The organism is Flavobacterium silvisoli (assembly GCF_004329815.1).
Classification (GTDB): Bacteria; Bacteroidota; Bacteroidia; order Flavobacteriales; family Flavobacteriaceae; genus Flavobacterium; species Flavobacterium silvisoli.
On the sequence record NZ_SJPE01000001.1, the window covers coordinates 243727 to 268356 of the forward strand.

General features: G+C 36.3%; 23 protein-coding genes and 1 tRNA gene. 16 read left to right on the forward strand and 8 right to left on the reverse strand.

The window, feature by feature from the left end; all coding sequences use genetic code 11:
- Positions 1-189 precede the first annotated feature (189 nt).
- The 7 genes from EZL74_RS00985 (at position 190) to EZL74_RS01015 (ending at position 8198) form a co-directional block, all read left to right on the forward strand.
- Positions 190-1074, forward strand: a complete 885-nt coding sequence (locus EZL74_RS00985) for a LytR/AlgR family response regulator transcription factor (RefSeq protein WP_131474720.1) — start codon at positions 190-192, stop codon at positions 1072-1074.
- Between the two features lie 32 nt (positions 1075-1106).
- Positions 1107-1763: a response regulator gene (locus EZL74_RS00990; RefSeq protein WP_131474721.1), complete on the forward strand. Its 657-nt coding sequence runs from the start codon at positions 1107-1109 to the stop codon at positions 1761-1763.
- A 341-nt stretch (positions 1764-2104) separates the two neighbouring features.
- A complete protein-coding gene (locus tag EZL74_RS00995; RefSeq protein WP_131474722.1) occupies positions 2105-2479 on the forward strand; it encodes a hypothetical protein in 375 nt (124 codons plus the stop codon).
- Positions 2479-4536: a tetratricopeptide repeat-containing sensor histidine kinase gene (locus EZL74_RS01000; protein ID WP_161971675.1), complete on the forward strand. Its 2058-nt coding sequence runs from the start codon at positions 2479-2481 to the stop codon at positions 4534-4536. Before EZL74_RS00995 ends, EZL74_RS01000 begins: the two co-directional genes overlap by 1 nt.
- Positions 4537-5117: 581 nt before the next feature.
- Positions 5118-5381: a hypothetical protein gene (locus tag EZL74_RS01005; protein ID WP_131474724.1), complete on the forward strand. Its 264-nt coding sequence runs from the start codon at positions 5118-5120 to the stop codon at positions 5379-5381.
- 103 nt (positions 5382-5484) lie between these two features.
- Positions 5485-7536 (forward strand): tetratricopeptide repeat-containing sensor histidine kinase, encoded by a 2052-nt coding sequence (locus EZL74_RS01010; protein ID WP_131474725.1) that lies wholly within the window; start codon positions 5485-5487, stop codon positions 7534-7536.
- On the forward strand, positions 7533-8198 hold the full coding sequence (locus EZL74_RS01015) for a response regulator (protein WP_131474726.1): 666 nt from the start codon (positions 7533-7535) through the stop codon (positions 8196-8198). The genes EZL74_RS01010 and EZL74_RS01015 overlap by 4 nt, the downstream gene beginning before the upstream one ends.
- Before the next feature lie 185 nt (positions 8199-8383).
- Here the strand turns inward: EZL74_RS01015 and thiL are convergent, their stop codons facing one another.
- Positions 8384-9430, reverse strand: coding sequence for a thiamine-phosphate kinase (gene thiL, locus EZL74_RS01020; RefSeq protein ID WP_131474727.1), 1047 nt, complete (start codon positions 9428-9430; stop codon positions 8384-8386).
- 114 nt (positions 9431-9544) lie between these two features.
- On the reverse strand, positions 9545-11341 hold the full coding sequence (gene lepA / locus EZL74_RS01025; RefSeq protein ID WP_131474728.1) for a translation elongation factor 4: 1797 nt from the start codon (positions 11339-11341) through the stop codon (positions 9545-9547).
- 204 nt (positions 11342-11545) lie between these two features.
- Between lepA and dusB the strand changes: the two genes are divergently transcribed.
- Entirely contained in the window at positions 11546-12538 is a 993-nt protein-coding gene (dusB, locus tag EZL74_RS01030) for a tRNA dihydrouridine synthase DusB (RefSeq protein ID WP_131474729.1), read from the forward strand.
- On the opposite strand, the gene EZL74_RS01035 is transcribed toward dusB, so the two are convergent.
- Both EZL74_RS01035 and rbfA read right to left on the reverse strand, forming a co-directional pair.
- Complete coding sequence (locus EZL74_RS01035; RefSeq protein WP_161971676.1) at positions 12535-13737, reverse strand: ABC transporter permease; 1203 nt, start codon at positions 13735-13737, stop codon at positions 12535-12537. The two genes, dusB and EZL74_RS01035, sit on opposite strands and share 4 nt — an antisense overlap.
- Before the next feature lies 1 nt (position 13738).
- Positions 13739-14131 carry a 30S ribosome-binding factor RbfA gene (rbfA, locus tag EZL74_RS01040; protein ID WP_131474730.1) on the reverse strand — a complete coding sequence of 131 codons (393 nt, stop codon included), beginning with the start codon at positions 14129-14131 and terminating at the stop codon, positions 13739-13741.
- Positions 14132-14258: 127 nt separating this feature from the next.
- Between rbfA and mce the strand changes: the two genes are divergently transcribed.
- Both mce and EZL74_RS01050 read left to right on the forward strand, forming a co-directional pair.
- Positions 14259-14660 carry a methylmalonyl-CoA epimerase gene (gene mce / locus EZL74_RS01045; protein ID WP_131474731.1) on the forward strand — a complete coding sequence of 134 codons (402 nt, stop codon included), beginning with the start codon at positions 14259-14261 and terminating at the stop codon, positions 14658-14660.
- Positions 14661-14710: 50 nt separating this feature from the next.
- Positions 14711-14784: transfer RNA gene (locus tag EZL74_RS01050), tRNA-Ile, on the forward strand.
- Positions 14785-14945: 161 nt separating this feature from the next.
- Here the strand turns inward: EZL74_RS01050 and EZL74_RS13075 are convergent.
- Together EZL74_RS13075 and EZL74_RS01060 are read right to left on the reverse strand one after the other, a co-directional pair.
- Positions 14946-15164, reverse strand: a complete 219-nt coding sequence (locus EZL74_RS13075; RefSeq protein ID WP_154669973.1) for a hypothetical protein — start codon at positions 15162-15164, stop codon at positions 14946-14948.
- A 72-nt stretch (positions 15165-15236) separates the two neighbouring features.
- Positions 15237-15827: a riboflavin synthase gene (locus EZL74_RS01060; RefSeq protein WP_131474733.1), complete on the reverse strand. Its 591-nt coding sequence runs from the start codon at positions 15825-15827 to the stop codon at positions 15237-15239.
- Positions 15828-15887: 60 nt separating this feature from the next.
- Here EZL74_RS01060 and pdxA point away from each other — a divergent pair, with 60 nt between their 5' ends.
- The 6 genes from pdxA (at position 15888) to accC (ending at position 20905) form a co-directional block, all read left to right on the forward strand.
- The gene (gene pdxA / locus EZL74_RS01065) at positions 15888-16934 is read left to right on the forward strand and encodes a 4-hydroxythreonine-4-phosphate dehydrogenase PdxA (protein WP_131474734.1); all 1047 of its coding nucleotides are present in this window, start codon (positions 15888-15890) and stop codon (positions 16932-16934) included.
- A gap of 85 nt (positions 16935-17019) precedes the next feature.
- A complete protein-coding gene (locus tag EZL74_RS01070; protein WP_131474735.1) occupies positions 17020-17562 on the forward strand; it encodes a YceD family protein in 543 nt (180 codons plus the stop codon).
- Positions 17563-17571: 9 nt separating this feature from the next.
- Entirely contained in the window at positions 17572-17766 is a 195-nt protein-coding gene (rpmF, locus tag EZL74_RS01075) for a 50S ribosomal protein L32 (RefSeq protein WP_073308476.1), read from the forward strand.
- Positions 17767-17925: 159 nt separating this feature from the next.
- Complete coding sequence (locus tag EZL74_RS01080) at positions 17926-18924, forward strand: beta-ketoacyl-ACP synthase III (RefSeq protein WP_131474736.1); 999 nt, start codon at positions 17926-17928, stop codon at positions 18922-18924.
- Between the two features lie 24 nt (positions 18925-18948).
- The gene (accB, locus tag EZL74_RS01085) at positions 18949-19434 is read left to right on the forward strand and encodes an acetyl-CoA carboxylase biotin carboxyl carrier protein (RefSeq protein ID WP_131474737.1); all 486 of its coding nucleotides are present in this window, start codon (positions 18949-18951) and stop codon (positions 19432-19434) included.
- A 124-nt stretch (positions 19435-19558) separates the two neighbouring features.
- Positions 19559-20905, forward strand: a complete 1347-nt coding sequence (gene accC, locus EZL74_RS01090) for an acetyl-CoA carboxylase biotin carboxylase subunit (protein WP_131474738.1) — start codon at positions 19559-19561, stop codon at positions 20903-20905.
- Positions 20906-20979: 74 nt separating this feature from the next.
- Here accC and EZL74_RS01095 read toward each other — a convergent pair whose 3' ends face one another.
- Together EZL74_RS01095 and EZL74_RS01100 are read right to left on the reverse strand one after the other, a co-directional pair.
- Positions 20980-22503, reverse strand: coding sequence for a T9SS type A sorting domain-containing protein (locus tag EZL74_RS01095; RefSeq protein WP_131474739.1), 1524 nt, complete (start codon positions 22501-22503; stop codon positions 20980-20982).
- Positions 22504-22688: 185 nt separating this feature from the next.
- On the reverse strand, positions 22689-24590 hold the full coding sequence (locus EZL74_RS01100; RefSeq protein WP_131474740.1) for a S9 family peptidase: 1902 nt from the start codon (positions 24588-24590) through the stop codon (positions 22689-22691).
- Positions 24591-24630: the final 40 nt, after the last annotated feature.

Consider the following 24630-nt stretch of genomic DNA (forward strand, 5'->3'; position numbering starts at 1 on the left):
TCTGTCAACAATTTTAAACATTTTAAGCCCAAAAATCTACTTTCGTTATAACGAAAATCGAGACGTTTAATCGTTTTTATTTTCGTGCGAAATTATTAATTGTAATCTTCGCGATGCAAAAATAGTTTTCCCCAAAACTACCAAAAATTTGACTGATGATGCTTTCCCTAAATCAACGGAAAAGCGTTCATGAGCCACACCTTTATCATCATTGATGACAACCAAGACGATGTCACGAAAACTTTGGCTATTGCTGAGCGTTTTCGCAATTTGTCTTACGTGGCTACTGCAAACAGCTATGACGAAGGGGTAAACTTAATTCTCGAACACCAACCTCATTTGGTTTTTCTTGAAATAGACCCAACTGATAAAAAAAGCAACCTTTCCTTATCGCTAATCAACGAATTGTATCGTTATTTGAGTGTGGTTCCGAAAATTATTGTAACTACTTCAAAAAAAGAATTGGCTTATGAAGCGCTGAAATACGAAGTCATCGATTATTTACTCAAACCCTTAGACATCAATGATTTCAGAAAAGCTATACTAAAATTTGATCGGGCCATAAAATCAGATTTGCCGCATTCAGAAGTAAAAAACCCGGCGGCCACTTTTGAAGTTTTAGACGAAACCGTTGCAGAACAACTTGAACAAGAGACCGAAAATGAAGTAACTGTAAGATCCGACTCGCCCAATGAAGGTCCTTCAGTGATTCAAAAGCAGCAATCGCTCATTATTTGTATTAAATCTTATGGCGATTACCGTTATATTGATTCTAACGACATTCTTTATTTTGAAGCCGACAACAACTCTACCGACATTCATCTCAACAACGGAGAAATGATTACGGCATTCAAAACACTGAAACATTTTGAAACCGTACTGCCCCAATCCCAATTCCTCCGCATTCACAACAGTTATATCATTAATGTTGACCAGGTTTCTCGCATTCATACAGGAAACACTGTATGTTATATCAAGAATTCCACCACCAAACTGCCGTTCTCAAAATCATATAAAGACAACGTAGACTTAATCATCAACCGCATTGCCGGGGGTAATTATTTGGAAATATAGACGAAAAATAATACATTTACCAAAACTTTTGTATGAAAGTAGAGGTGTTTATAGTTGATGATCATCCGCCAATTATTGAGGGATATAAGTCGATATTGGCTCATAATCCTTATGGGTACATTGTTAATACTCAGGAAAAGTATAATTGTGAGGATGCTTACCATTTCATCACCAATACTGATAAAAGATTTGATTTGGTCTTTTTAGACATGACTTTACCACCTTATCCCGAAAAAGGTATTTTTTCAGGCCAAGATTTGGTAAAAGTAATCAGGCAATACATGCCCGGTACTAAAATTGCAATACTGACCTCGCACACCGAAGCAATTGTACTCCAGGACATCATTAAGGAGCAATATCCTAATGGACTGTTAGTAAAAAGCGACATTACCTCGAATGATTTTCTGGAAGCTTTTGATAAAATTATCAGAGGTGAAATTGTTTACAGCCAAACGGCTAAATTTTTTAAAGACAACTTAAAAACAACCATAAAACCTTTGGACAGCTACAACAGAAGAATAATTCTTTTACTGTCAAAAGGTACCAAAACAAAAACCATTCAAGAAACGCTGCACCTATCTAAAAGCGCTATAGATAAAAGAAAAGTAGCGATAAAAGAGTTTTTGGGAATTGAAAAAGGTAATGATGAAGACATTCTGAGAGAGGCCAGAAAACAAGGCCTTATCTAGAACAGAAACTATAATTGACTATACAATTCCATTTAAAAAATCCATCCCTGTAGAATCTTAACAAAATGTACACTTTTTGTGTACCTGCAGATTTTCTTATCCTGTCTACTTTTACACCAGATACATTTATTTGTTAGCTAGGTATTTTTTTGAGACTTACCTGCTCATTTGATATTGCGGCCTTTTCATTGAGTGGTATTTTTGAAACGGTAAAATGCAATAGAAATTTCTCTGTTTAGATTTCGATTTGTTAATAAACAGAGTATCATCAACAAATCAAAAAAATTAGCCCTGTTTTTGTTCTAACCGACAAATTCAGGGTTTTTTAATTACATATGCCTATGAAGAAAATAATCGCAACTCTTGGAATTTCATTATTATCGCTCCTTTCATCAAACGCACAAAAGAAGGCTAATCCAGAACCCGACAACAAGGAAACAGTATTTGTGGTCATAAGATCACGAGAAGAATCAATAAAGTACACGTTTACATCTATCCGGGATTTTGAAGAGAATACGGGTAAAATTTTTGATGAAATAACACCCTACAGCTCAAAAAAATCAGAAAATAGCTGTAATATAGTGGTTGAAATTTCTTTGTCTGCTAAAAAAGGTGAAACGTCAAAAAACATCGCAGCATCGATTACAACGAATGATGAACAGATCAAAGTAGAAATAAAAAAAATATACGAAAATTTATTATTGGCCATTAAATGATGAAAATAAAAATAGTCTTAGTCTGTTTCACTTTACTGATGTCACTTTACAGTTGTAATAAAAAAATTGATAGTGGAGATGATAATGTTGTCAATGACACAGTCACTAAATATATCGATTTAGCTCTAAATGACACTATTGAATTTAACAAAAGAATAAAATACAATGACAAAGCCTATTCTTTGATTGATTTGGATAAAAATGATACTACAGCAAGAAGACAAATGAATCAAATATGTTATGCATATTGCCTCTTCAATAAAAATGAAAAACTCAAATTAGCAGCTGAAAAATTAAAATCATCTTCTATAAAATATGGCGATACTGAAAGTCTTGCTGATGCCTACAGAAATTTGGGTCTATACTACATGTCAACATCTAATAACGAAAAAGCAATTGACTACTTTTTTAAAGCAAAAAAAATATTCCTGTCGATTAATAAAATAGATAAAGTCCTTAAAACAATGGGGAATATTTCAATTACACAATCCTATGCTTGCGATTTTTTGGGCAGTAATAAAACAGCTATTGAAATGTTATCACTTGCAAAAGAAACAAATGCTAAAATCCATGAGTTTTTTTGCTATGTTAAAATTGGCAATAATTTAAGTCTTCTAAATGATAATTTCGAAGCGATTAAATATTTTCAAAAAGCTGAAAAACTCGAATGCTCAACTTCAAAAAAGTACTCTCTTAATAATGATATAGCTTCATCTCTAATTAACATGAAAAAATACAATGAAGCAATGACATATATAAAAAAAAACTTAGATGATAAAAAAATATCATATATCAATCCAACCAACTATTCTCTTTCACTTTCTTTATACAGCTACATTCAATTAAAAAAAAACAACTTTACAAATCTCAAAAAAAAACTGGATACAGCTGAAAAACTATTTCTTCATTTTAACAGTGGCTTTGGAAGAAACTATAATCAGTCTTACTTATCAATGTATTACGAAAAAATAAATGACTCTATAAAGGCTATCGAACATGCTAAAAAAGCTGTAGCCATATCAAAAAGTTACAAAAATCCAACAGACGTTTTGTTGTGTATGCAACAACTCATAAAAGTAGATAAAAAAAACGCTTCTGCAAATGCTATTGAGTATATCAGAATAAATGATAGTTTGCAAATAGCAGAAAGAAAATTTCGCGACAAATTTGCAAGAATTGCTTATGAAACTGATGAAATTATTCAACAGAAAAACAAAGCTATTCGGCAAAAATGGAACATTGCAGGTTTGGCATCACTTTTAATTCTGATTGGAGTGCTGTTTTTTATCATAAACTATCTACAAACTAAACAAAAAAGAATGTTGTTGCTGCAGGACCAACAGAAGGCCAATGAACAAATTTATGATTTGATGTTGAATCAAAAAGAAAAAGAAGACGAAGTCCGTGAACAGGAAAAAAAACGCATTGCATTAGAATTACACGACGGTATCATGAACAAACTGGCAAGCACACGGATGAATTTATCAGTACTGTCTCACAAATCAGACCAAGAAACGATAGATAGATGTATTAATTATGTCCATGAGATTTACAAAGTTGAACAAGAAATTCGTTCAGTTTCACACGAACTCCATAAGGAAGTACTCCATAAGGAAGACAGTTTCATAAAACTTTTAGAAGATTTAATAAAAGAACAAAAGGTCAACAAAACAAACTATGAATTGGAATTGGATTCCGAAATCAACTGGAACAATATTTCCAGCAAAGTCAAAATGAACCTTTACCGTATAATTCAAGAGGCCTGCAACAACATCAATAAACATGCACAAGCCAATCGGGCAACAATAACCTTCACTATTGATGAACCAAACATATACCTCTCCATAACAGATGATGGAATAGGCTTAGGAAACAAAAGAACTCCAAAAGGAATCGGAATTCAAAACATGAAACTGAGAGTAAAATCGCTGAGAGGCAAAATTAATTTCAGCTCAGGGAATTACTCGGGTACCACAATCAATATTTCCGTCCCACTAAGAAAAAAAATTAAATCGATAATGGTTGTAGGGAAAAATAATACCAAGAGATCCACCTAAATGATGACAAGACATTTTGTCTTGTCCTAAATATTGCAAAGGCATAGATAAGCATACCAAAGGCATAGATAGTGTATGAGGAATGCATGAAAACATACTTTGAATAAAATTGGCATTTTCATCAACTCATAGTTTTATAACCTATAAAAACTACAACCAAAATCTTATCGTAAATAAGCTTATTCAAAATATCTCATAGACATTCGTGATTCTGTTATCAAGAATCAGCTCCAGTATAAAAAGGATTATATGCTAAGATTGAGAATATCAGACCCTTCTTCACTTTACTATTGTGCACCCCACTTGTGCATTTCCCTTTCTGAATACCGGAAAACTATTTTAAAAAACTCTTAAGAACCATTTTTTGTTGAAAAAACTCAAAAACCAAAAAACCATTCCCTCGTATTTGACACTCATTCACTATCAAACGACACCATTCTACCATAAACACCTCTAAATATAGGGCTTCCGAGAGACATCCTTTCTAGTTTTACATCGTGAAAGTGCAACAGCCTCAAATCAAACTGACTGCACACACCACAAAAACGAAACAAAACATTAACAATAAAAAGTCTCAAATTATGAAAAAATTAGCAACAACTTTCGGCTTATTAGCACTAATGCTTATAGTTACATCATTTACGACTCCAAGTGAGATTGGAGGTCAAGTAACTCCAAGACCTGTAACAAATGAGATTGGAGGTCAAGTAACTCCAAGGCCAGTGGCATTTGAAATTGGAGGTCAAGTAACTCCAAGACCTGTAACAAATGAGATTGGAGGTCAAGTAACTCCAAGACCTGTAACAAATGAGATTGGAGGTCAAGTAACTCCAAGACCAATATAATTAAGAATCTTAAAAATACAAAAAAAGACTTTCAGTTAGCTGAAAGTCTTTTTTTTATTGATATTGTATTACTTTTAGTATTTTAGCAACTCAAATTTACATCTTGAGAAAAAAAGTAATCATATTAATTCCTTTCTTTTTATTTTTCTACAATTGCAATAAAAGCAATAAGGAAAATACTTCTCTAAAACCGACTAAAGACAGCTTATCTATTTACCTATCTTCCCAACAAAACATTAAAATATCATTACAGGATAAATTAAAAAACAACCGAAAGGCTTTTTTAATTTTAAAGTTACAAGGAAACAATTTAAAAAACAGGGTTGATTTATTGAAAGTTGCTAAGAACTTTAAATTGTTAAATCAAAACACCGAGTTCTTAAAATCAATTAATTATTTGATAGAAATATCATTATTGGCTAAAGACACTTCCTCTATTGCAAAATCATATAATGCTTTAGCTAACCATTATATAGATACTGGTAAAATTGATAGCTCATACGTTTATTTTGTTAAAGCAGAAAAATTCTTCTTCAAAACAAAGGATAGTTTGAATCTTGGTAAAAATTATTTAGAAAAAGCTTATGTTCAAGTTAATATTGGTGATTTTTCAGGTTGTGAACAATCATCAAGTTTATCATTAAGATACTTGTCAAAATTTAAAGACTATTCAAAAGAATATTTTGCTTATAATTTCATAGCGATAAGTTCAAACGAACTTAAAAATTATTCCAATGCGATAATATACCACAAAAAAGCACTTAACGTCGCATCAACAAAAAATTTAAACAGCGTAAACCATTATAAATCAGTCACATTAAACAATTTAGGAGTTGTTTATCAAAATTTAAACAATCATAAAGAAGCAATACTCAACTTTAATTTAGCTTTAAAGGATGAGAATTTATTCATTGATAACCCAGAATTATACACAAAACTATATGATAATTTAGCATATTCAATGTTTAAATTAAATAGAAAATCAGAAGCATATAAATTATTCATCAAAACCTATAAAATAGCTGATAGTCTGAATCTCTCAACTGGTGTAATAAATAAAATACATCTTTCAGAATATTTTTCTCAAAACAAAGATACAATAAAAGCTATTTTCTACTCTAAAAATGCTTTACAACAAGCGAAAAAATTAAACTCTTCAGGAGATGTTTTAGCTGCACTTAAACAACTTTCATTAATCGATAAAAAAAAGTCATCTCTTTATTATAGTGATTACATTAAACTCAACGATAGTATTCAACAAGCCGAAAGAATTACAAAAGAAAAATTCGCCCGTATAGCATATGAAACCGACGAAATCATTCAGGAAAAATCGAACTTAGAAGAAAAAAACAGAAACCTCCTGTATATTTTTGTAGTTTCGTTTATAGTTGTAGTTTTATTGTTTGTGGTAAGAGCTCAACGCGCACGAACTAGAGAGTTGTTGTACAAACAAGCCCAGCAGAAAGCCAATGAAGACATTTACAACCTCATGATGTCACAGCAGGCCATCATAGACGAAAGCCGCAATAAAGAAAAGAAAAGACTCGCACAAGATTTGCACGATGGCGTGCTCGGAAGAATGTTTGGTCTACGTTTGAATCTCGACAGCCTTAACCACAACAATGACGAAGAATCCATCAAAAGAAGATTTGAACTCCTCAATGAACTGAAAACTATTGAGCAGGATATTCGTGAAATTTCACATGATTTGAACAGAGAAAAGCAAGTATTAATTAATAACTTTGTCTCTATCGTTCACAATTTACTCGAAGAACAAAAATCATCTCACGACGCCAATCTGATTTATACTATAGACACCAGTGTTGACTGGGATAAGGTGAGTAACAATATCAAGATTAATATGTACCGCATACTGCAAGAAGGACTGCAAAACATAAACAAATACGCCAATGCTAAAACTATAACCGTTGAAGTAAAAGGCGATAAAGAAAATGTATATTTGAAAATTCAAGACGATGGTGTCGGATTTGATGTCAACCGAAAAAGCAAAGGTATCGGTATGCAAAACATGATATCGAGAACCAATGACTGTCAGGGAATTATAGACATCACCTCTAAAAAAGATCACGGAACAAAAATAGTCATTACCTTACCTATAGAAACAAAACAACAACTAATTACAGAAGAAACATGACAAGCCCAATCAATATTTTAATAGTAGATGATCATCCGTTCATCATAGAGGCCTACAAAAATGCCATCAACAAATACAGCCAACAAGGATATGAATTTATCATAACACAAGCCAACAACTGCAAAAGCGGCTATGAAAACATCGTAGACTCATCCAAAGCATTCGACATTGCCTTCTTTGACATCAGCATGCCAGAGTATGCCGAAAAAGGCATCTATTCCGGAGAGGATCTTGCCATGCTTATCAAAACAGAAATGCCCAATTGCAAAGTAATTCTGCTAACCATGCACACTGAATTACTTAAAATAAACAACATCATCAAAACCATTAATCCCAGCGGATTAATCATCAAAAACGACTTAACCTTTGACGAATTACTCTTCGCTTTTGACAAAATCATTAAAAACGAAAGCTATTACAGTCAAACGGTTATCAAATTGGTAGGACAAGCCCAATACAACAATATTGAGTTAGATGTTTTTGACAAACAAATTTTATTTCATCTGTCAAAAGGGGTAAAAACAAAAGACTTACCTCAGTACATTCCACTTTCTTTAAGCGCCGTTGAAAAAAGAAAACTCAACATCAGAGAAATATTGGAAGTAAAAGGCGGAAACGACATTGATTTAATCAATGAAGCCAAAAATAAAGGTGTCATTTAACGATTTTACGGGAAACCGTAACGAAATATGCGGGAAACCGTAATTACCTCCTTGTCTACAATGATTAACTTAGCAGAATGATTTCAGGGTTAGTATTTGTAGATTCTAAAAGAGGTAGTATATCTTAAAACTACAGCTTAATTTACAAGACTTAGGGGGAAAAGCGATACTTCGGTATCGCTTTTTTAAACCTCCATAGCATCCCAGCCTCGGGCTTTCAAGGGAATTTTGGTGTTAGCCCTTGTAATCAAATGAATCCCCTCACTTTCCTGAGTTAAATGGCCAATTACCGTAAAGTTCGGATTGCCCTTTATTTTATCGTAATCTTCTAAAGCAATGGTAAACAGCAATTCATAATCTTCTCCTCCATTGATGGCTACTGTGGTCGAATCGATGTTGAATTCTTCACAAACACTTATAAATTCAGGGTCTACCGGAATTTTTTCTTCATACAAATTGCATCCTACTTTGCTTTGTTTGCAAATGTGAATGACTTCTGAAGACAATCCATCCGAAATATCAATCATAGCGGTTGGTTTTACTTCCAGTTTTTCCAATAAAATTTTAATATCATGTCGGGCTTCCGGTTTTAATTGACGCTCAATTATATATGTATAAGCATCCAAGTCAGGCTGATTATTCGGATTTACCTGAAACACTTGCTTTTCACGCTCTAAAACCTGCAATCCCATATAAGCCGAACCCAAATCTCCGGTTACTACCAATAAATCGCCTTTGTTTGCTCCGTCACGGTACACAAGTTCCTCTGCAGTGGCTTCTCCAATGGCAGTTATGGATATAATCAATCCTTTCTGCGAAGAAGTAGTGTCACCGCCAACAACATCAACATTGTAAACCTTAGCAGCCAAAGCAATTCCCTCGAACAACTCTTCCAAAGCTTCCAAAGGGAAACGATTGGAAACTGCCACAGAAACGGTGATTTGTGTCGGTTTTGCATTCATGGCACAGATATCGGAAATATTGACCACAACCGCCTTATAACCCAAATGTTTCAGGGGCATATAGGACAAGTCGAAATGCACTCCCTCTATCAGCAAATCAGTAGAAATCACTGCTTTTTTATCTTTAAAATCAAGCACAGCAGCATCATCTCCTATACTTTTTATCGTCGAAGGCTGTTTGATATCAAAATTCTTGGTCAAATGAGTAATCAAGCCAAATTCGCCCAATTGTGAAAGGGAAGTACGCTGCGGAGTTTTATCTTCTAACATCTTTATGTGGTTCTAAAAGGCAAAGATACTAAGGTTCTAAGGTTTATCCCAATAAAAAAACCCGACACTTTTGCGCCGGGTTTCAATATCTCAATACTTGAATCTTAGTCCTTTTTAATCATTCAACTTCAATACCGCCATAAAAGCTTCTTGCGGGATCTCTACGTTTCCTACCTGACGCATTCTCTTTTTTCCTTTTTTCTGTTTTTCCAAGAGTTTACGCTTACGCGAAATATCTCCACCGTAACACTTGGCCGTAACGTCTTTACGCAGGGCTTTGATGGTTTCACGTGCGATAATTTTAGCTCCGATAGCAGCCTGAATAGGAATATCAAACTGTTGTCTCGGGATTAATTCACGTAGTTTTTCACACATCTTTTTACCAATGTTGTACGCATTGTCTTCGTGTATCAAAGCGGACAAAGCATCTACTGAATTTCCGTTCAATAATACGTCTAATTTCACCAATTTTGACGCTCTCATACCTATCGGAGAGTAATCAAACGAAGCATAACCTTTGGAAACCGTTTTCAATCGGTCGTAAAAATCAAATACAATTTCCGCCAACGGCATGTCGAAGTTCAACTCTACTCTCTCCGTAGTCAAATACGTTTGATTCGTTATGATACCGCGTTTTTCAATACACAAACTCATTACATTACCCACAAAATCCGATTTGGTAATAATTGTAGCCTTGATAAATGGCTCCTCTACGCGGTCTAACTTAGACGGTTCCGGCAAATCCGACGGATTATTCACTACAATCGGAGTATCCGGTTCTTTTTTGGTATACGCCAAATACGATACGTTCGGAACCGTGGTAATCACAGTCATATCAAACTCACGCTCCAAACGCTCCTGAATGATCTCCAAGTGTAACATCCCCAGGAATCCGCATCGAAAACCAAATCCTAATGCTGCCGAACTCTCCGGTGCAAACACCAATGAAGCGTCGTTCAATTGCAACTTCTCCATCGAAGCGCGTAAATCTTCATAATCTTCTGTATCTACCGGGTAAATTCCGGCAAATACCATCGGTTTTACATCTTCAAAACCTACAATCATATTTGTCGTTGGAGTTTTAGCATCGGTAATCGTATCTCCAACCTTTACTTCCTTAGCTTCTTTAATCCCCGAAATCAAATACCCAACATCTCCGGTTGAAATCACATCTTTCGGCACTTGGTTCAATTTTAATGTCCCAACTTCATCAGCAAAATATTCATTGCCTGTAGCCATGAACTTGATTTTCTGACCTTTGCGAATTTCGCCGTTTTTCACACGGAAAATAACTTCAATTCCACGAAACGGATTGTACACACTGTCAAAAATCAACGCCTGCAAAGGTTCTTCTTTGCTGCCTTTAGGCGCCGGAATCTTTTCGATTATAGCCGCTAGAATATTTTCTACTCCAAACCCGGTTTTCCCCGAAGCGTGGATGATGTCTTCTAACTTACATCCTAACAAATCAATAATATCATCACTCACTTCTTCCGGGTTCGCACTAGGCAAATCCACTTTGTTCAACACCGGAATAATTTCCAAATCGTTTTCCAAAGCCAAATAGAGGTTTGAAATCGTCTGTGCCTGAATACTCTGCGCAGCATCCACAATCAACAACGCCCCTTCACAAGCCGCAATCGAACGGGAAACTTCGTACGAAAAATCCACGTGTCCCGGAGTGTCAATCAGGTTCAGGATGTAATCTTCGCCTTTGTATTTGTACTCCATTTGAATGGCGTGGCTCTTAATGGTAATCCCGCGCTCACGCTCCAAATCCATGTTATCCAACAATTGCGCTTTCTCTTCACGAGCGGTAACGGTTTGCGTAGCACCAAGTAATCTATCGGCCAACGTACTTTTTCCGTGGTCAATGTGGGCAATAATGCAAAAATTTCTAATATTCTTCATCTTCTATAAAAATCAATCTTTGGGGCGTGTCCCGCCAAGGCGGGCCAGGCTGTCCGCAGTACACGGTACTTGCTCCCATCCTTCACGCATTTAATCCGCAAATATAGGCTAAATTCATCAGTTTCAAAGCCGAAAAGCAGTCTTTGCTCGGATAGCTTTCAACTTTTCTTTTAAAAATCGTATTTTTGCGCAAAAATCAACATTATGCCCAAAATCGGCAACATCCAATTACCTGATTTTCCACTACTTCTGGCACCCATGGAAGACGTGAGCGACCCTCCATTCCGTCGTTTGTGCAAACTCCACGGTGCCGACTTAATGTACTCAGAGTTCATCTCTTCGGAAGGACTGATTCGCGACGCCATCAAAAGCCGCCAAAAACTCGACATCTTTGATTATGAGCGACCGGTTGGTATCCAAATTTTCGGCGGCGATGAAGAAGCAATGGAAATGTCAGCCAAAATTGTCGATACAGTACAACCCGATTTAGTAGACATCAATTTTGGCTGTCCGGTAAAAAAAGTGGTGTGCAAAGGAGCCGGGGCCGGCGTGTTAAAAGATGTCGATTTGATGGTGCGCTTAACCAAAGCCGTCATCAAAGGAACCAATTTGCCGGTAACCGTAAAAACCCGTTTAGGTTGGGACGAAAATTCCATCAACATTGATGAGGTAGCCGAAAGACTTCAGGATGTTGGGGTACAAGCTTTAACTATTCACGCTCGCACCCGAGCACAAATGTACAAAGGCCACTCCGATTGGTCACACATCGCCCGGGTGAAAAACAACCCCCGAATTGCGATGCCCATTTTTGGAAACGGCGATATCGATTCGCCCGAAAAAGCATTAGAATATAAAAACAAATACGGCATTGATGGTATTATGATTGGTCGCGCCGCCATTGGCTACCCGTGGATTTTTAACGAAATCAAACATTACTTCAACACCGGAGAACATTTGCCTCAGCCCAGCATGAAAGACCGCATTGAAGCTGCCCGCAATCATTTGATTTGGTCAATGGAATGGAAGGGAGAACGGGTGGGCATAGTAGAAATGCGTCGTCACTACACCAATTATTTCAAAGGCATTCACGGCTTTAAAGACTTTAAGCAACGTTTGGTAACTACCGATGATCACAACGCTTTATTGCAGATTTTTGAGGAAATTCGGGATGCTTACGCTAATTATCAATTTGTTTAATCCAATAATTTTTTACTCACACGGCTGCTGGCAATCCAACTGGAAATTATTCCCAACAGGACAATGGTAGCCAATACAATCAGGACATTCTGAATGCTGAAAACTACCGGATAGGCTAACGTATCGGTAATCATAACTAATTTAAACTGTTGTTGAATCACAACTATGATTATCCCCAAGAGCAGCCCCGCAATTCCGCCCAAAACACTCAACAAACTACCCTGAAGCAGGAAAATTTTCTTTAAATCCTTGATTTCGGAACCCAAATTAAAAAGGGTTTTCAGGTTGCTTTTTTTATCTAAAATCATCATGATTAAAGCCCCGATTAAATTGAAAAGAGCGATAACAATCACCAAAGTAAAAATCAAATACACGGCTATATTTTCGGTATTGAGCATTTTGTATAGCGTCGCGTTTTGCTGTGCCCTGTTCTTGATGGTAACTTTGTTATTAAAAACAGTATTCAGCTTTTCAACAATCACAGTCTCATCAGCATTGGGCTTCTCTTTGATTTCTAAACCGGAAATTTGGTTGGGTTTCAACTCCAATAATTCCCGTGCCAAAGCCAAATCGCAAAAGACATACTTGCCGTCTAAGTCTTCACTAATGGCATAAATCCCTACCGGAATCAGATTGGTTTTGATGAACGCTTCTTCTTCACTTTGGATAACACCCTTGCCTTTTCGGGGCACATATACTTCAAACGGATTATTGAAATCAAACAATCCGAGTGATAGTTTATCGCTGATGCCGTAACCTACCACCACCTGATAAGTCTCCGGCTTCAACCATTGTCCGTTAAAAATATTATTTTTAGCAAGAATATTGGTTCGGGTAAAATTAGCGTCAACTCCTTTTAAGTAGGTCACCATTTCCTTTCCTTTAAAAAAGAAAAGCACCCGTTCTTCGGCTACTTTACTGTATGAAGCTATCCCTTCAATCGACGCAATTTCTTTTTCCTGTTGTGGTGTAATAAAAAAATATTTTCCGGCAGAGGGATTGACTTTTAAATCCGGATCAAAGTCGTTAGAGAATGACAAACTAAAATCACGCAAACCGCTAAACACCGAAAGCACTACAAATAAAGCCATGGCGCCCACAATTATACCCACCGCAGCAATACCTGTTATAATATTAATAGCATTGTTGTTGCTTTTACTAAAGAGGTAGCGTTTGGCTATGTAAAGCGGAAAATTCAATTTAAAATTTCTTGCGTTTATCTAAAAGGTCGCGGTTTTCAATAGGATTTTCTTTTCCGGCCAAAGCATTGTCTATTTTTTCAATATAATCCAATGAATCATCGATATAGAATGCCAAGTTAGGCACTTTGCGCAATTGCAGTTTTACTCTTTGTGCCAAGTCATGCTTAATAAGAGGCGCATTGGTTTTCACTGCTTCAAGCAATTCAGCCGCTTTGTCTTGTGGAAAAACACTCAAATATACTTTGGCAATCGATAAATCAGTAGTTACACTTACTTTAGAAACCGAAATCACCAAATTAGTAATTCCGTTTTTACGGACTTCTCCCTGAAGGATATCCACCAAATCCTTTTGCAATACACTGCCTATTTTTTTCTGTCTGTTCGTTTCCATGGCGCAAAAATACGCTTTTTTAAATCACTGAGCAACCAGACTGCTAAGTGGTTATGTTTTGAAAAGCACAGTGTTGGTTTTTTAATTAACTTAGCGCTCCGAAATTGAGTCATCCAGCATTATTAAAATGAGAAAAATAGAACACATAGGTATAGCGGTAGCTAATTTAGAGACTTCCAATTTGCTTTTCGAAAAACTCTTCGGCAATCCGCCTTACAAGCAGGAAGAAGTAGCCAGTGAGGGCGTGAAAACTTCTTTCTTTATGAACGGTCCTAATAAAATAGAGCTGTTGGAAGCTACCCATCCGGAGAGTCCGATTGCTAAGTTTTTGGAAAAGAAGGGAGAGGGAATTCATCATATCGCTTTTGATGTAGCTGATATTGTTTCCGAAATAGAACGTTTGAAAAAAGAAGGATTTATCATTTTAAACGAAATACCTAAAAAAGGAGCTGACAACAAACTGGTCGCTTTTTTACATCCAAAAGGAACCAACGGAGTCCTGATTGAACTTTGCCAAGAAATACCATAAAAATAGTTGCAACGAAAAAAAAATAGTAGTAATATTGCAGCCTGCTAACCGGTCCTATAGCTCAGTTGGTTAGAGCACCTGACTCATAATCAGGTGGTCCTTGGTTCGAGCCCAAGTGGGACCACAATACAAAGACCTCTAATTCAGAGGTCTTTGTTGTTTAAAATGGTTTACAGATTTGGGTGTTTAAATTTTCCGTTAACAAACTGAGGATTCAGTACGGTTTTTGAAATCAATACAGACAATACTTTAATTTTATATTAATTTATTGAATTTAGAATGCAATTATTTTGGAGAATAGATTTTTTTTTTACTTTTACGCACTATGAAAATTGTCCCGAATAAAATTATTCTTATTCTGGCAGTGCTTTTCTTGTCGGCAAGCCCCCTATTTGCTGCACCTGGACCACCGCCGCCTTCAACACCACCTCCGCCACCAGGAACACCTTTGGATGGAGGAATAGCTTTTTTGGCGTTGATTTCTCTTACATACGGATTATACAAAATCGTTCAATTAAATAAAAAAAAGCTACCCATTGAATAGGTAGCTTTTTAATTTCAGAAACTATTTCTTTTTCAGTTCCTTAAAGCATGTAATCTTGCTACATATTTTCCTACGACATCAAATTCGAGATTTACTTTTGTCCCAACAACAAACGTCTTAAAATTGGTATGCTCATGAGTATAGGGTATAATCGCCACACTAAACTCGTTAGCCTTTGAATTCACCACAGTCAAACTCACCCCGTTTACGGTTATTGATCCTTTTTCAATAGTGATGTTACTGAATTGACTGTCGTATTCAAAAGCGTAATACCAACTACCGCTTGCCTCTTCTATTGATTTGCATATCCCTGTCTGATCCACATGACCTTGAACAATATGTCCGTCTAACCGATCACCCAATTTCATAGCTCGTTCCAAATTGATGATATCTCCGGTTTTCCATTCGCCCAGATTTGTTTTTTCAATAGTCTCTCTAATAGCTGTTACCGTGTATTGATCATCATTTATAGCAACAACGGTCAAACAAACTCCATTATGAGCCACGCTTTGGTCAATTTTTAATTCGTGAGCTAAGGGTGAAGAAATAGTTATATGCAGATTATCGTTGTCTTTTTGAAGCTGTTTTATAATTCCGAGGGTTTCGATTATTCCTGTAAACATTGTAGTTTTATTTTACTAAATTTGCACTTCAAAATTAGCAATAAATAACTTGTCCATCTTATGAAAAAAGCAGAAAATATAATCGTTGGAATTTCAATAGGAGATTTGAACGGTATTGGAAGCGAAGTAATCCTTAAGACTTTCGAAGACTCCAGAATGCTGGAACTTTGTACCCCTGTTATTTTTGCCAATGTGAAAGTGTTGTCTTTCATTAAAAAAACATTAGCCTTAACCGCTCCTTTACACGGTATTGACAAATTAGACCAGTTGGTAATCGGAAAAATAAATGTGTTAAACGTTTGGCGCGAAGGGGTTGATCTTAATTTTGGCACAGCCGATGAAAACATTGGAAAATACGCTATAAAATCATTTGTTGCCGCTACAAAAGCCTTAAAGGAAAATCAGGTTGATGTATTGGTAACCGCGCCCATTAACAAATACAACATTCAATCTGAAGAATTCAAATTCCCGGGACATACTGATTACTTAAATCAAGAACTGGAGGGCAATGCCTTGATGTTGATGGTTCAGGACAATTTAAGAGTAGGCTTATTGACAGACCACATTCCGGTTAACGAAGTAGCCAAACATCTTACTGAGAAACTGATTATTCAAAAAATAGAAACTGTCAAAAAAACACTGATTCAGGATTTTGGGATCAATAAACCTAAAATTGCTGTTTTGGCCTTGAATCCACACGCTGGAGATAACGGCGTTATCGGAAAAGAAGACGATGAAATTTTGAGACCAACATTGAAAAAAATGTTTGAAAAGGGTACTTTAGTCTTTGGTCCCTATGCCGCCGATGGTTTTTTTGGCAGTAATCAATATGAAAAATACGACGCTGTAATTGCTACTTATCACGATCAGGGGCTGATTCCGTTCAAAACATTGTCTTTTGGCAATGGAGTAAACTATACTGCCGGTCTGAATAAAATAAGAACTTCTCCTGATCATGGCACCGCCTATGAAATTGCCGGAAAGGGAATCGCGGATTACAATTCGTTTAAAGAAGCCGTTTACACAGCAATTGACATCTATAACTCGCGAAATGAATACCTGGAAATCAGCAAAAATCCACTGAAAACAAAGGAAAAACAGTTATAAACAAAAAAATGTTCATAAGGTTATTGGAATTACAATAATTTTATATCTTTGCACTCCCGAAATGTCGGGTCAAATTGTTGTTTAGATGAAAAGTACAAATGAATATTTAATTCCTTTTATAGGGTTAAAATTAGGAAAGCATCAGTTTGAGTTTAAAATAAACAAGAAGTTCTTTGACGAATTTAGTTTTGATGAATTCGAAAGTTGTGATGTAACAGTAGAAGTAGTTTTAGAAAAAAAAACTACTATGCTGGAAATCAATTTCAAACACAAAGGAACCGTTAACGTTCCGTGTGACCTAACCGGCGAACCATTTGATTTACCTATCAAAGGTAAAATTAAACTGGTAGTACAGTTTGGCGACGAATTCAATAATGACAATGATGAATTATTGATACTGCCGCATGGCGAGCATCAGATTGATTTGTCGCAGTACATATACGAAATGATTGTATTGTCAATCCCTCAAAAAAGGATACATCCCGGAGTGAAAGACGGAACACTACAAACCGAAGCATTGCAAAAACTAAATGAATTACAGGTTAAAGAAGTAAAAGAAGAAGCAAAAAAAGAAGATGATATTGACCCGCGTTGGGACAAATTAAAACAACTATTAACGGATAAATAATATAGTACAATGGCACATCCTAAGAGAAAAACCTCGAAAACAAGAAGAGATAAAAGAAGAACTCACTATAAAGCAACTGTTGCTCAAATCGCAACTTGCCCAGTAACAGGTGAAGCACATTTATACCACAGAGCTTATTGGCATGAAGGTAAAATGTATTACAGAGGTCAGGTAGTTATTGATAAATCAGTAGCTGTTGCTTAATTAAGTTTTTTTTACAAAACAAACTCCCAGTCTATGGGAGTTTTTTGTTTTACTTAATTTTAAGAAATATCCATTTCTAAACACCCTCGGTATAATTTTTTTTTTGTAATTTCCACAACTTTTCGATTTCAAAAAATCGACAGGAAAAATACCATTTTTATGACTACAATAACAGCCGCAATTACCGCAGTTGGAGCTTATGTTCCGGAATTTGTACTCTCAAATCAAGTACTGGAAACAATGGTTGATACCAATGACGAATGGATTACCACTCGCACCGGAATCAAAGAAAGAAGACTTTTAAAAGAAAAAGGAAAAGGCACTTCATTTATGGCTATCAAAGCCGCTCAGGATTTAATTTCCAAAGCCAATATCAATCCTGCCGAAATAGACTTGGTAATCATGGCCACTACTACTGCCGATATGCCCGTTGCCTCTACCGGTGTATACGTAGCCAGTCAAATCGGAGCCGTTAATGCTTTTGCTTATGACCTACAGGCCGCTTGCTCAAGTTTTCTATACGGCATGTCCAATGCTGCAGCATACATACAATCAGGTCGTTACAAAAAAGTGTTATTGATTGGAGCCGATAAAATGTCCTCTATAATTGATTATACCGACAGAGCCACTTGTATCATTTTTGGAGATGGTGCCGGAGCCGTATTATTTGAACCTAATTACGAGGGTCTCGGATTGCAGGATGAGTACTTAAGAAGCGACGGCATTGGTAGAGAATACCTCAAAATTGACGCCGGCGGTTCTATACTTCCTCCATCTATAGAAACTGTTCAAAACAGACAGCATTATGTTTTTCAGGATGGTAAAACCGTATTCAAATACGCTGTTTCCGGTATGGCTGATGTCAGCGAGAAAATCATGGAACGCAACAACTTAACCAAAGACGACATCAATTGGTTAGTAGCCCATCAGGCCAATAAAAGAATCATAGATGCAACCGCTAATCGTATGGGATTGGACGAATCAAAAGTATTGGTTAACATTCACCGTTACGGAAATACAACTTCAGCAACGCTTCCGTTGTTGTTGAGTGATTTTGAAAACCAACTTAAAAAAGGAGATAATTTAATTTTTGCCGCTTTTGGAGGAGGATTCACATGGGGTTCTATCTACCTGAAATGGGCTTATAACAAACAGTAAAACTAATTCTAAAACCAATAAATCATGGATTTAAAAGAAATTCAAAACCTGATCAAATTTGTATCCAATTCAGGAGTTGCTGAAGTAAAATTGGAAACAGGTGATGTAAAAATCACAATCAGAACTACTTTAGAAGGAAACACCCCTGAAATCACTTACGTACAACAAGCACCTATGCAGGCTGCATTGGCTGCTCCGGTAGCTGCCGCTCCTGTGGCTCAAGCACCTGCTGCTCCTGCCGCTGCTCCAGCTGCTGATGACAATTCTAAATATGTTACTATTAAATCACCAATGATTGGTACGTTCTACCGCAAACCGTCTCCTGACAAGGCTCCATTCGTGGAAGTTGGCAGCACTATTGGTAAAGGAGATGTACTTTGTGTGGTTGAAGCTATGAAGTTGTTCAACGAAATTGAAGCCGAAGTTTCAGGAAAAATCGTTAAGATTTTAGTTGATGATATGTCGCCGGTTGAATTCGACCAACCTCTATTCTTAGTTGATCCATCATAATTTAGATTATTAGATTATTAGATTTTCAGATTATTAGTTTTTCTAATAATCAAATGTTCCCTTCTACATGCGAAACAATCTAAAAATCCAACAATCCAATTGTCTAACTATCTAATTTAAAAAGATGTTTAAAAAAATATTAATTGCCAACCGAGGCGAAATCGCGCTTCGCGTTATCAGAACCTGTCGTGAGATGGGCATCAAGACTGTGGCTGTTTATTCTACTGCTGATGCTGAGAGTTTGCATGTAAAGTTTGCTGACGAAGCTGTTTGTATTGGTCCACCGCCCAGCAATTTATCATACTTAAAAATGCCGAATATTATAGCCGCTGCAGAGATTACCAATGCAGATGCTATACACCCGGGTTACGGTTTTCTTTCGGAAAACGCGAAGTTTTCTAAAATATGTCAGGAACACGGCATCAAATTTATTGGTGCTTCTCCTGAGATGATTGATAAGATGGGAGACAAAGCCACAGCCAAAGCTACTATGAAAGAGGCCGGAGTTCCTTGTGTTCCGGGTTCCGATGGTATTTTAGAAGATTTTACGCAAGCAAAAAAAGTGGCCAAAGAAATTGGTTACCCAGTGATGATGAAAGCTACTGCCGGTGGTGGTGGTAAAGGAATGCGTGCCATCTGGAAAGAAGAAGAGCTCGAAAAAGCTTGGGAAAGTGCCCGTCAGGAAGCGGCCGCCGCTTTTGGAAATGACGGTATGTATATGGAAAAATTAATCGAAGAACCTCGTCATATTGAAATTCAAGTAGTGGGTGATTCGTATGGAAAAGCGTGTCACTTATCCGAAAGAGATTGTTCGGTACAACGTCGTCACCAAAAATTGACAGAAGAAACCCCTTCGCCTTTCATGACGGATGAACTGCGTCAAAAAATGGGAGAAGCTGCCGTTAAGGCTGCCGAATTCATCAAATATGAAGGTGCCGGAACCGTTGAGTTTTTGGTGGACAAACACCGCAATTTTTACTTCATGGAGATGAATACCCGTATTCAGGTAGAACATCCAATTACCGAGCAGGTTATTGATTACGACTTAATTCGTGAGCAGATATTGGTAGCCGCCGGTGTGCCAATTTCGGGTAAAAATTATTTACCGCAATTGCACTCTATAGAATGTCGTATTAATGCCGAAGATCCGTATAATGATTTCCGCCCTTCTCCGGGTAAAATTACCGTTTTACATGCACCGGGAGGCCACGGAGTGCGTCTGGACACTCACGTTTATGCCGGATATACTATTCCGCCAAACTATGACTCCATGATTGCCAAGTTAATCACCACAGCACAAACCCGTGAAGAGGCCATTAACAAAATGAAACGCGCTTTGGATGAGTTTTATATTGAAGGTGTAAAAACTACTATTCCGTTCCACCGCCAGTTAATGGACGAACCGGATTATGTAGCCGGAAATTATACCACAAAATTCATGGAAACGTTCAAAATGAAAGATCCGCAATAAATAAAAACCCCAACTCACTGAGTTGGGGTTTTTTGTGATCTCTTAATCTTAAAAAAGAAAATTATCTGTTAAAACTACTCCTTAACAAATTTCATATTCAAGTTACCTCCATCTGTCGTAATTAGCTTTATAAGATAACTCCCTTTAATCAAATTTGATATATCTATTGATGAAACATCTTCAGCATTATTGATTGTATTTACAACCTGTCCCAAAATATTGTAAATAATGATACTTTTTATTTTTGTCGAACTGTTAGCTTCTATGTTTAGAATGTTTACAGCGGGGTTTGGATAAAGCCTGAATGTATTATAACGTTCGAAATCATCATTTTGTAATGAGCAATTAGAACTAACCGAACAATTAGTATATCCATAGGTAATGATATTATTTTGAACTGTGCTTATTTCACTGCTATCCGCTGTGATGCATTGCAAATTTGGACAAAGATTAAAACTCATAGTTGTATTGATACCGTTTTTTATATTACAAGTTATCAAAACCGGACTATTATAAACACTTAAACTTGAAAGTGCAGGTAAATTAGAGACATCAATAGTTGTTAAATTAGTTTGACCTGCAAACATGGTAATCAAATTGGGATGATTTCCAAAAGTTAAACTTGTCAACGGATTATTGGCAAAATTCAATGCGGTCAAATTTGAAAATCCTGTAAGATTCAAACTTGTCAATTGATTATTTTGACAAACAAAAACACTTAAAGTGTTTGGAATACCGTTCATATTTGTTAATCCCGAATTTCTACAAAAAAGAGTTTGCAAATTTGGTAATAAAGCATAATTAATATTTCCTAAAGCTGATCCGTCAGTTGTTAAGCTTGTCAAGCTTGTTAGATGTGGCATGACACTAACAGTCAGTGGAGATATGGCATTACTTGGCAAATTTTGTAAGTATAAAAATTGCAAATTTATAAGATTGCTTAAGTTAACTTGTGCCGTGTAAGGATTGGCTCCCATAGATAATGATTCCAAACTTACTGCTGATGATAAATTTATATTTTGAATAGCATTATTTGAGAAATCCAGAAGCGTTAAATAATTGATATTGCTAATATTTAAACTGGTTAATTGATTATTTGAACACTTCAGAGTGTTAAGCGCGCCTAAACCAGTTAAATTTAAAACAGGCAAAAGATTAGATGAACAATCAAGTGATAAAAGACTAGTTAAATTTGTCACGTTAAGAGCCGACAGTTGGTTAACTGAACAATTCAGAAATACAAGATTAGTTAAAGCGCTAATGTTTAACGTTGTCAACTGATTCGTGGAGCAATTTAAATTTACCAAATTGGTAAAGTTTTCTATTCCTGTCAAATCCATAATATTACCTGAATTAATATTGAGATATTTAATGACTAATGCTTCACTAACTTGAATCTCACCATCATTATTAGTATCTATACTATTATATGAAGAAACATTTCCACTTAAATTGGGTGTTTGAATGGATGCCACTTGAACCAAAGCACTTGCAGACAATAACTTTGCCTTAAAATTAGCATCAGGTATGTTAATAATTTGTCCTTGGATAAGATTAAAAAATAGTAACGAAATTGCTACAAAGTAAATTTTTCTCATAAATTGAACGGTTTATTTATCAAATATAAGAAAATTACGAAATAAAAATAATCATTAAAAACAATACTATGATTTTTAAAGTATTAATTGAGTTTTTGCATTCAATCATCTAAGAGCCTATCGTCAAATAAAAAAACCTCTGTTTCTTTAGAAACAGAGGTTTTTTGAAAATATTATCTAATGTATTATAACGTCTCTTTCAACCATTTGTAAAATTCACGTTGCCATACCAAAGCATTTTGTGGTTTTAGCACCCAGTGATTTTCTTCGGGAAAATATAGGAAACGGCTTTTAATCCCTCGTAATTGTGCAGCCTGAAAAGCTTCCTGAGCTTGTCCTATAGGCACACGGAAATCAATTCCACCTTGAATGATTAAGATGGGTGTATTCCATTTATCGACCATTTTGACTGGGTTGAACTCGTTAAATGTCTTTTGAGCCGCTGCATTATTTTTGTCCCAATATGGTCCGCCATGATCCCAGTTGTTGAAGAACACTTCTTCAGTAGTACCATACATGCTTTCTAAATTAAATACACCATCGTGCGCTATAAAGCTTTTAAAACGATTATTGTGGATTCCAGCAAGGAAGTATACCGAATACCCGCCATAACTCGCTCCAATACATCCTAACCGAGCTTTATCTACATAACTTTCTTTCGCTACATCATCAATTGCCGACAAGTAATCTTTCATCACCTGTCCGCCCCAGTCTTTAGATATTTGTTCATTCCATTCCTGACCATGTCCGTACATACCGCGTCGATTTGGTGCTACAATTACATAACCTTGTGAAGCCATTAAAGAAAAGTTCCAACGGAAGGAATAACTTTGAGTTAATGGAGATTGAGGTCCGCCCTGACAGTATAACAATGTCGGGTATCTTTTTGTTTTGTCAAAGTTTGGAGGCAGAATGACCCACACCAACATTTTTTTCCCATCAGTAGTAGTTACATAACGTCTTTCGTATTTTGGCAAAGCCAATTGACTGTAAATACTTTCATTGGTTTTAGTCAATTGTAACCAAGTCTTATTCTTGGTGCTGTATGAATAAATTTCCAATGCATGATTCATATCTGTACGGGTCAGAATGAAATTTTCGCGGGAAACATCTACTATGTCATGCACATCAAAATCGCCCGATGTCACTTGTCTTACTGTTACAGCAATTTTCGTAAGGCCAGGGAAATTTACCTCAAACAACTGTTGAGTTCCGTCTACAGCCGCCAGGAAATACACCTTTTTGCCGTCAGGCGCCCATTTAAAGCTTTCTACAGAGCCATCCCAAGTGGCAGTCAGGTTGATATCCATTCCTTTAAAACGCACGATGATGTCGTTTTTATCGGCTTCATAACCGTCGCGTTTCATTTGCAACCAGGTCAAATCTCCATTGGGAGAAAAAGCCGGATTGGTATCGTAGCCTAAATTTCCTTCTGTGAGGTTTTTGGTGATTTTGGTTTCTAAATTGTACTCATACAAATCGGTATTTGTTGAAATAGCATAGGCTGTTCCGAATTTCTTTTTACAAACATAAATGATGCTTTTCCCATTTGGTGCCCAAATGTAATCCTCATCGCCTCCGAAAGGTTTTTGCGGACTATCATACGGTTCGTCTTTCATAATATCAACCGGAATGGCCTTGTCTTTGTTTTCGGCATAAAAAACGTGGTTGTGTGTGCCATTATTCCATGTATCCCAATGGCGATAATCGAGACCATTGTAGATTTGGGCATCCGCTTTCTGCAAATCAGCGTAAATGTCTTTTCCCAAAACGTTTTCGGTTTTTACTTCCTGAGAAGAAAGTAGGTATTTGCCATCAGGAGAGACATTTTTATCTTTTAGCAAATCTTTGGTTTCCATCACCTCAGTGGGATTTCCTCCTGCTAGCGGTATAGTATAGAATTTGGAATTCAGTTTATTGTCATTGACAGATGGGGTGGCCACTTTATAGACAATTGATTTTCGGTCTTTCGAAATTCCTAAAGCGGTAACGCGATTGATTGACCAAAGGGTTTCGGGAGAGAGAACTTTTTGTGCAGATGTTGTTAAACTCATAGTACTGACGAATATGAAAAGTAATTTCTTCATGGGTATTGAAATAATTAATTTGAAGTTTTAAAAGTAGTAA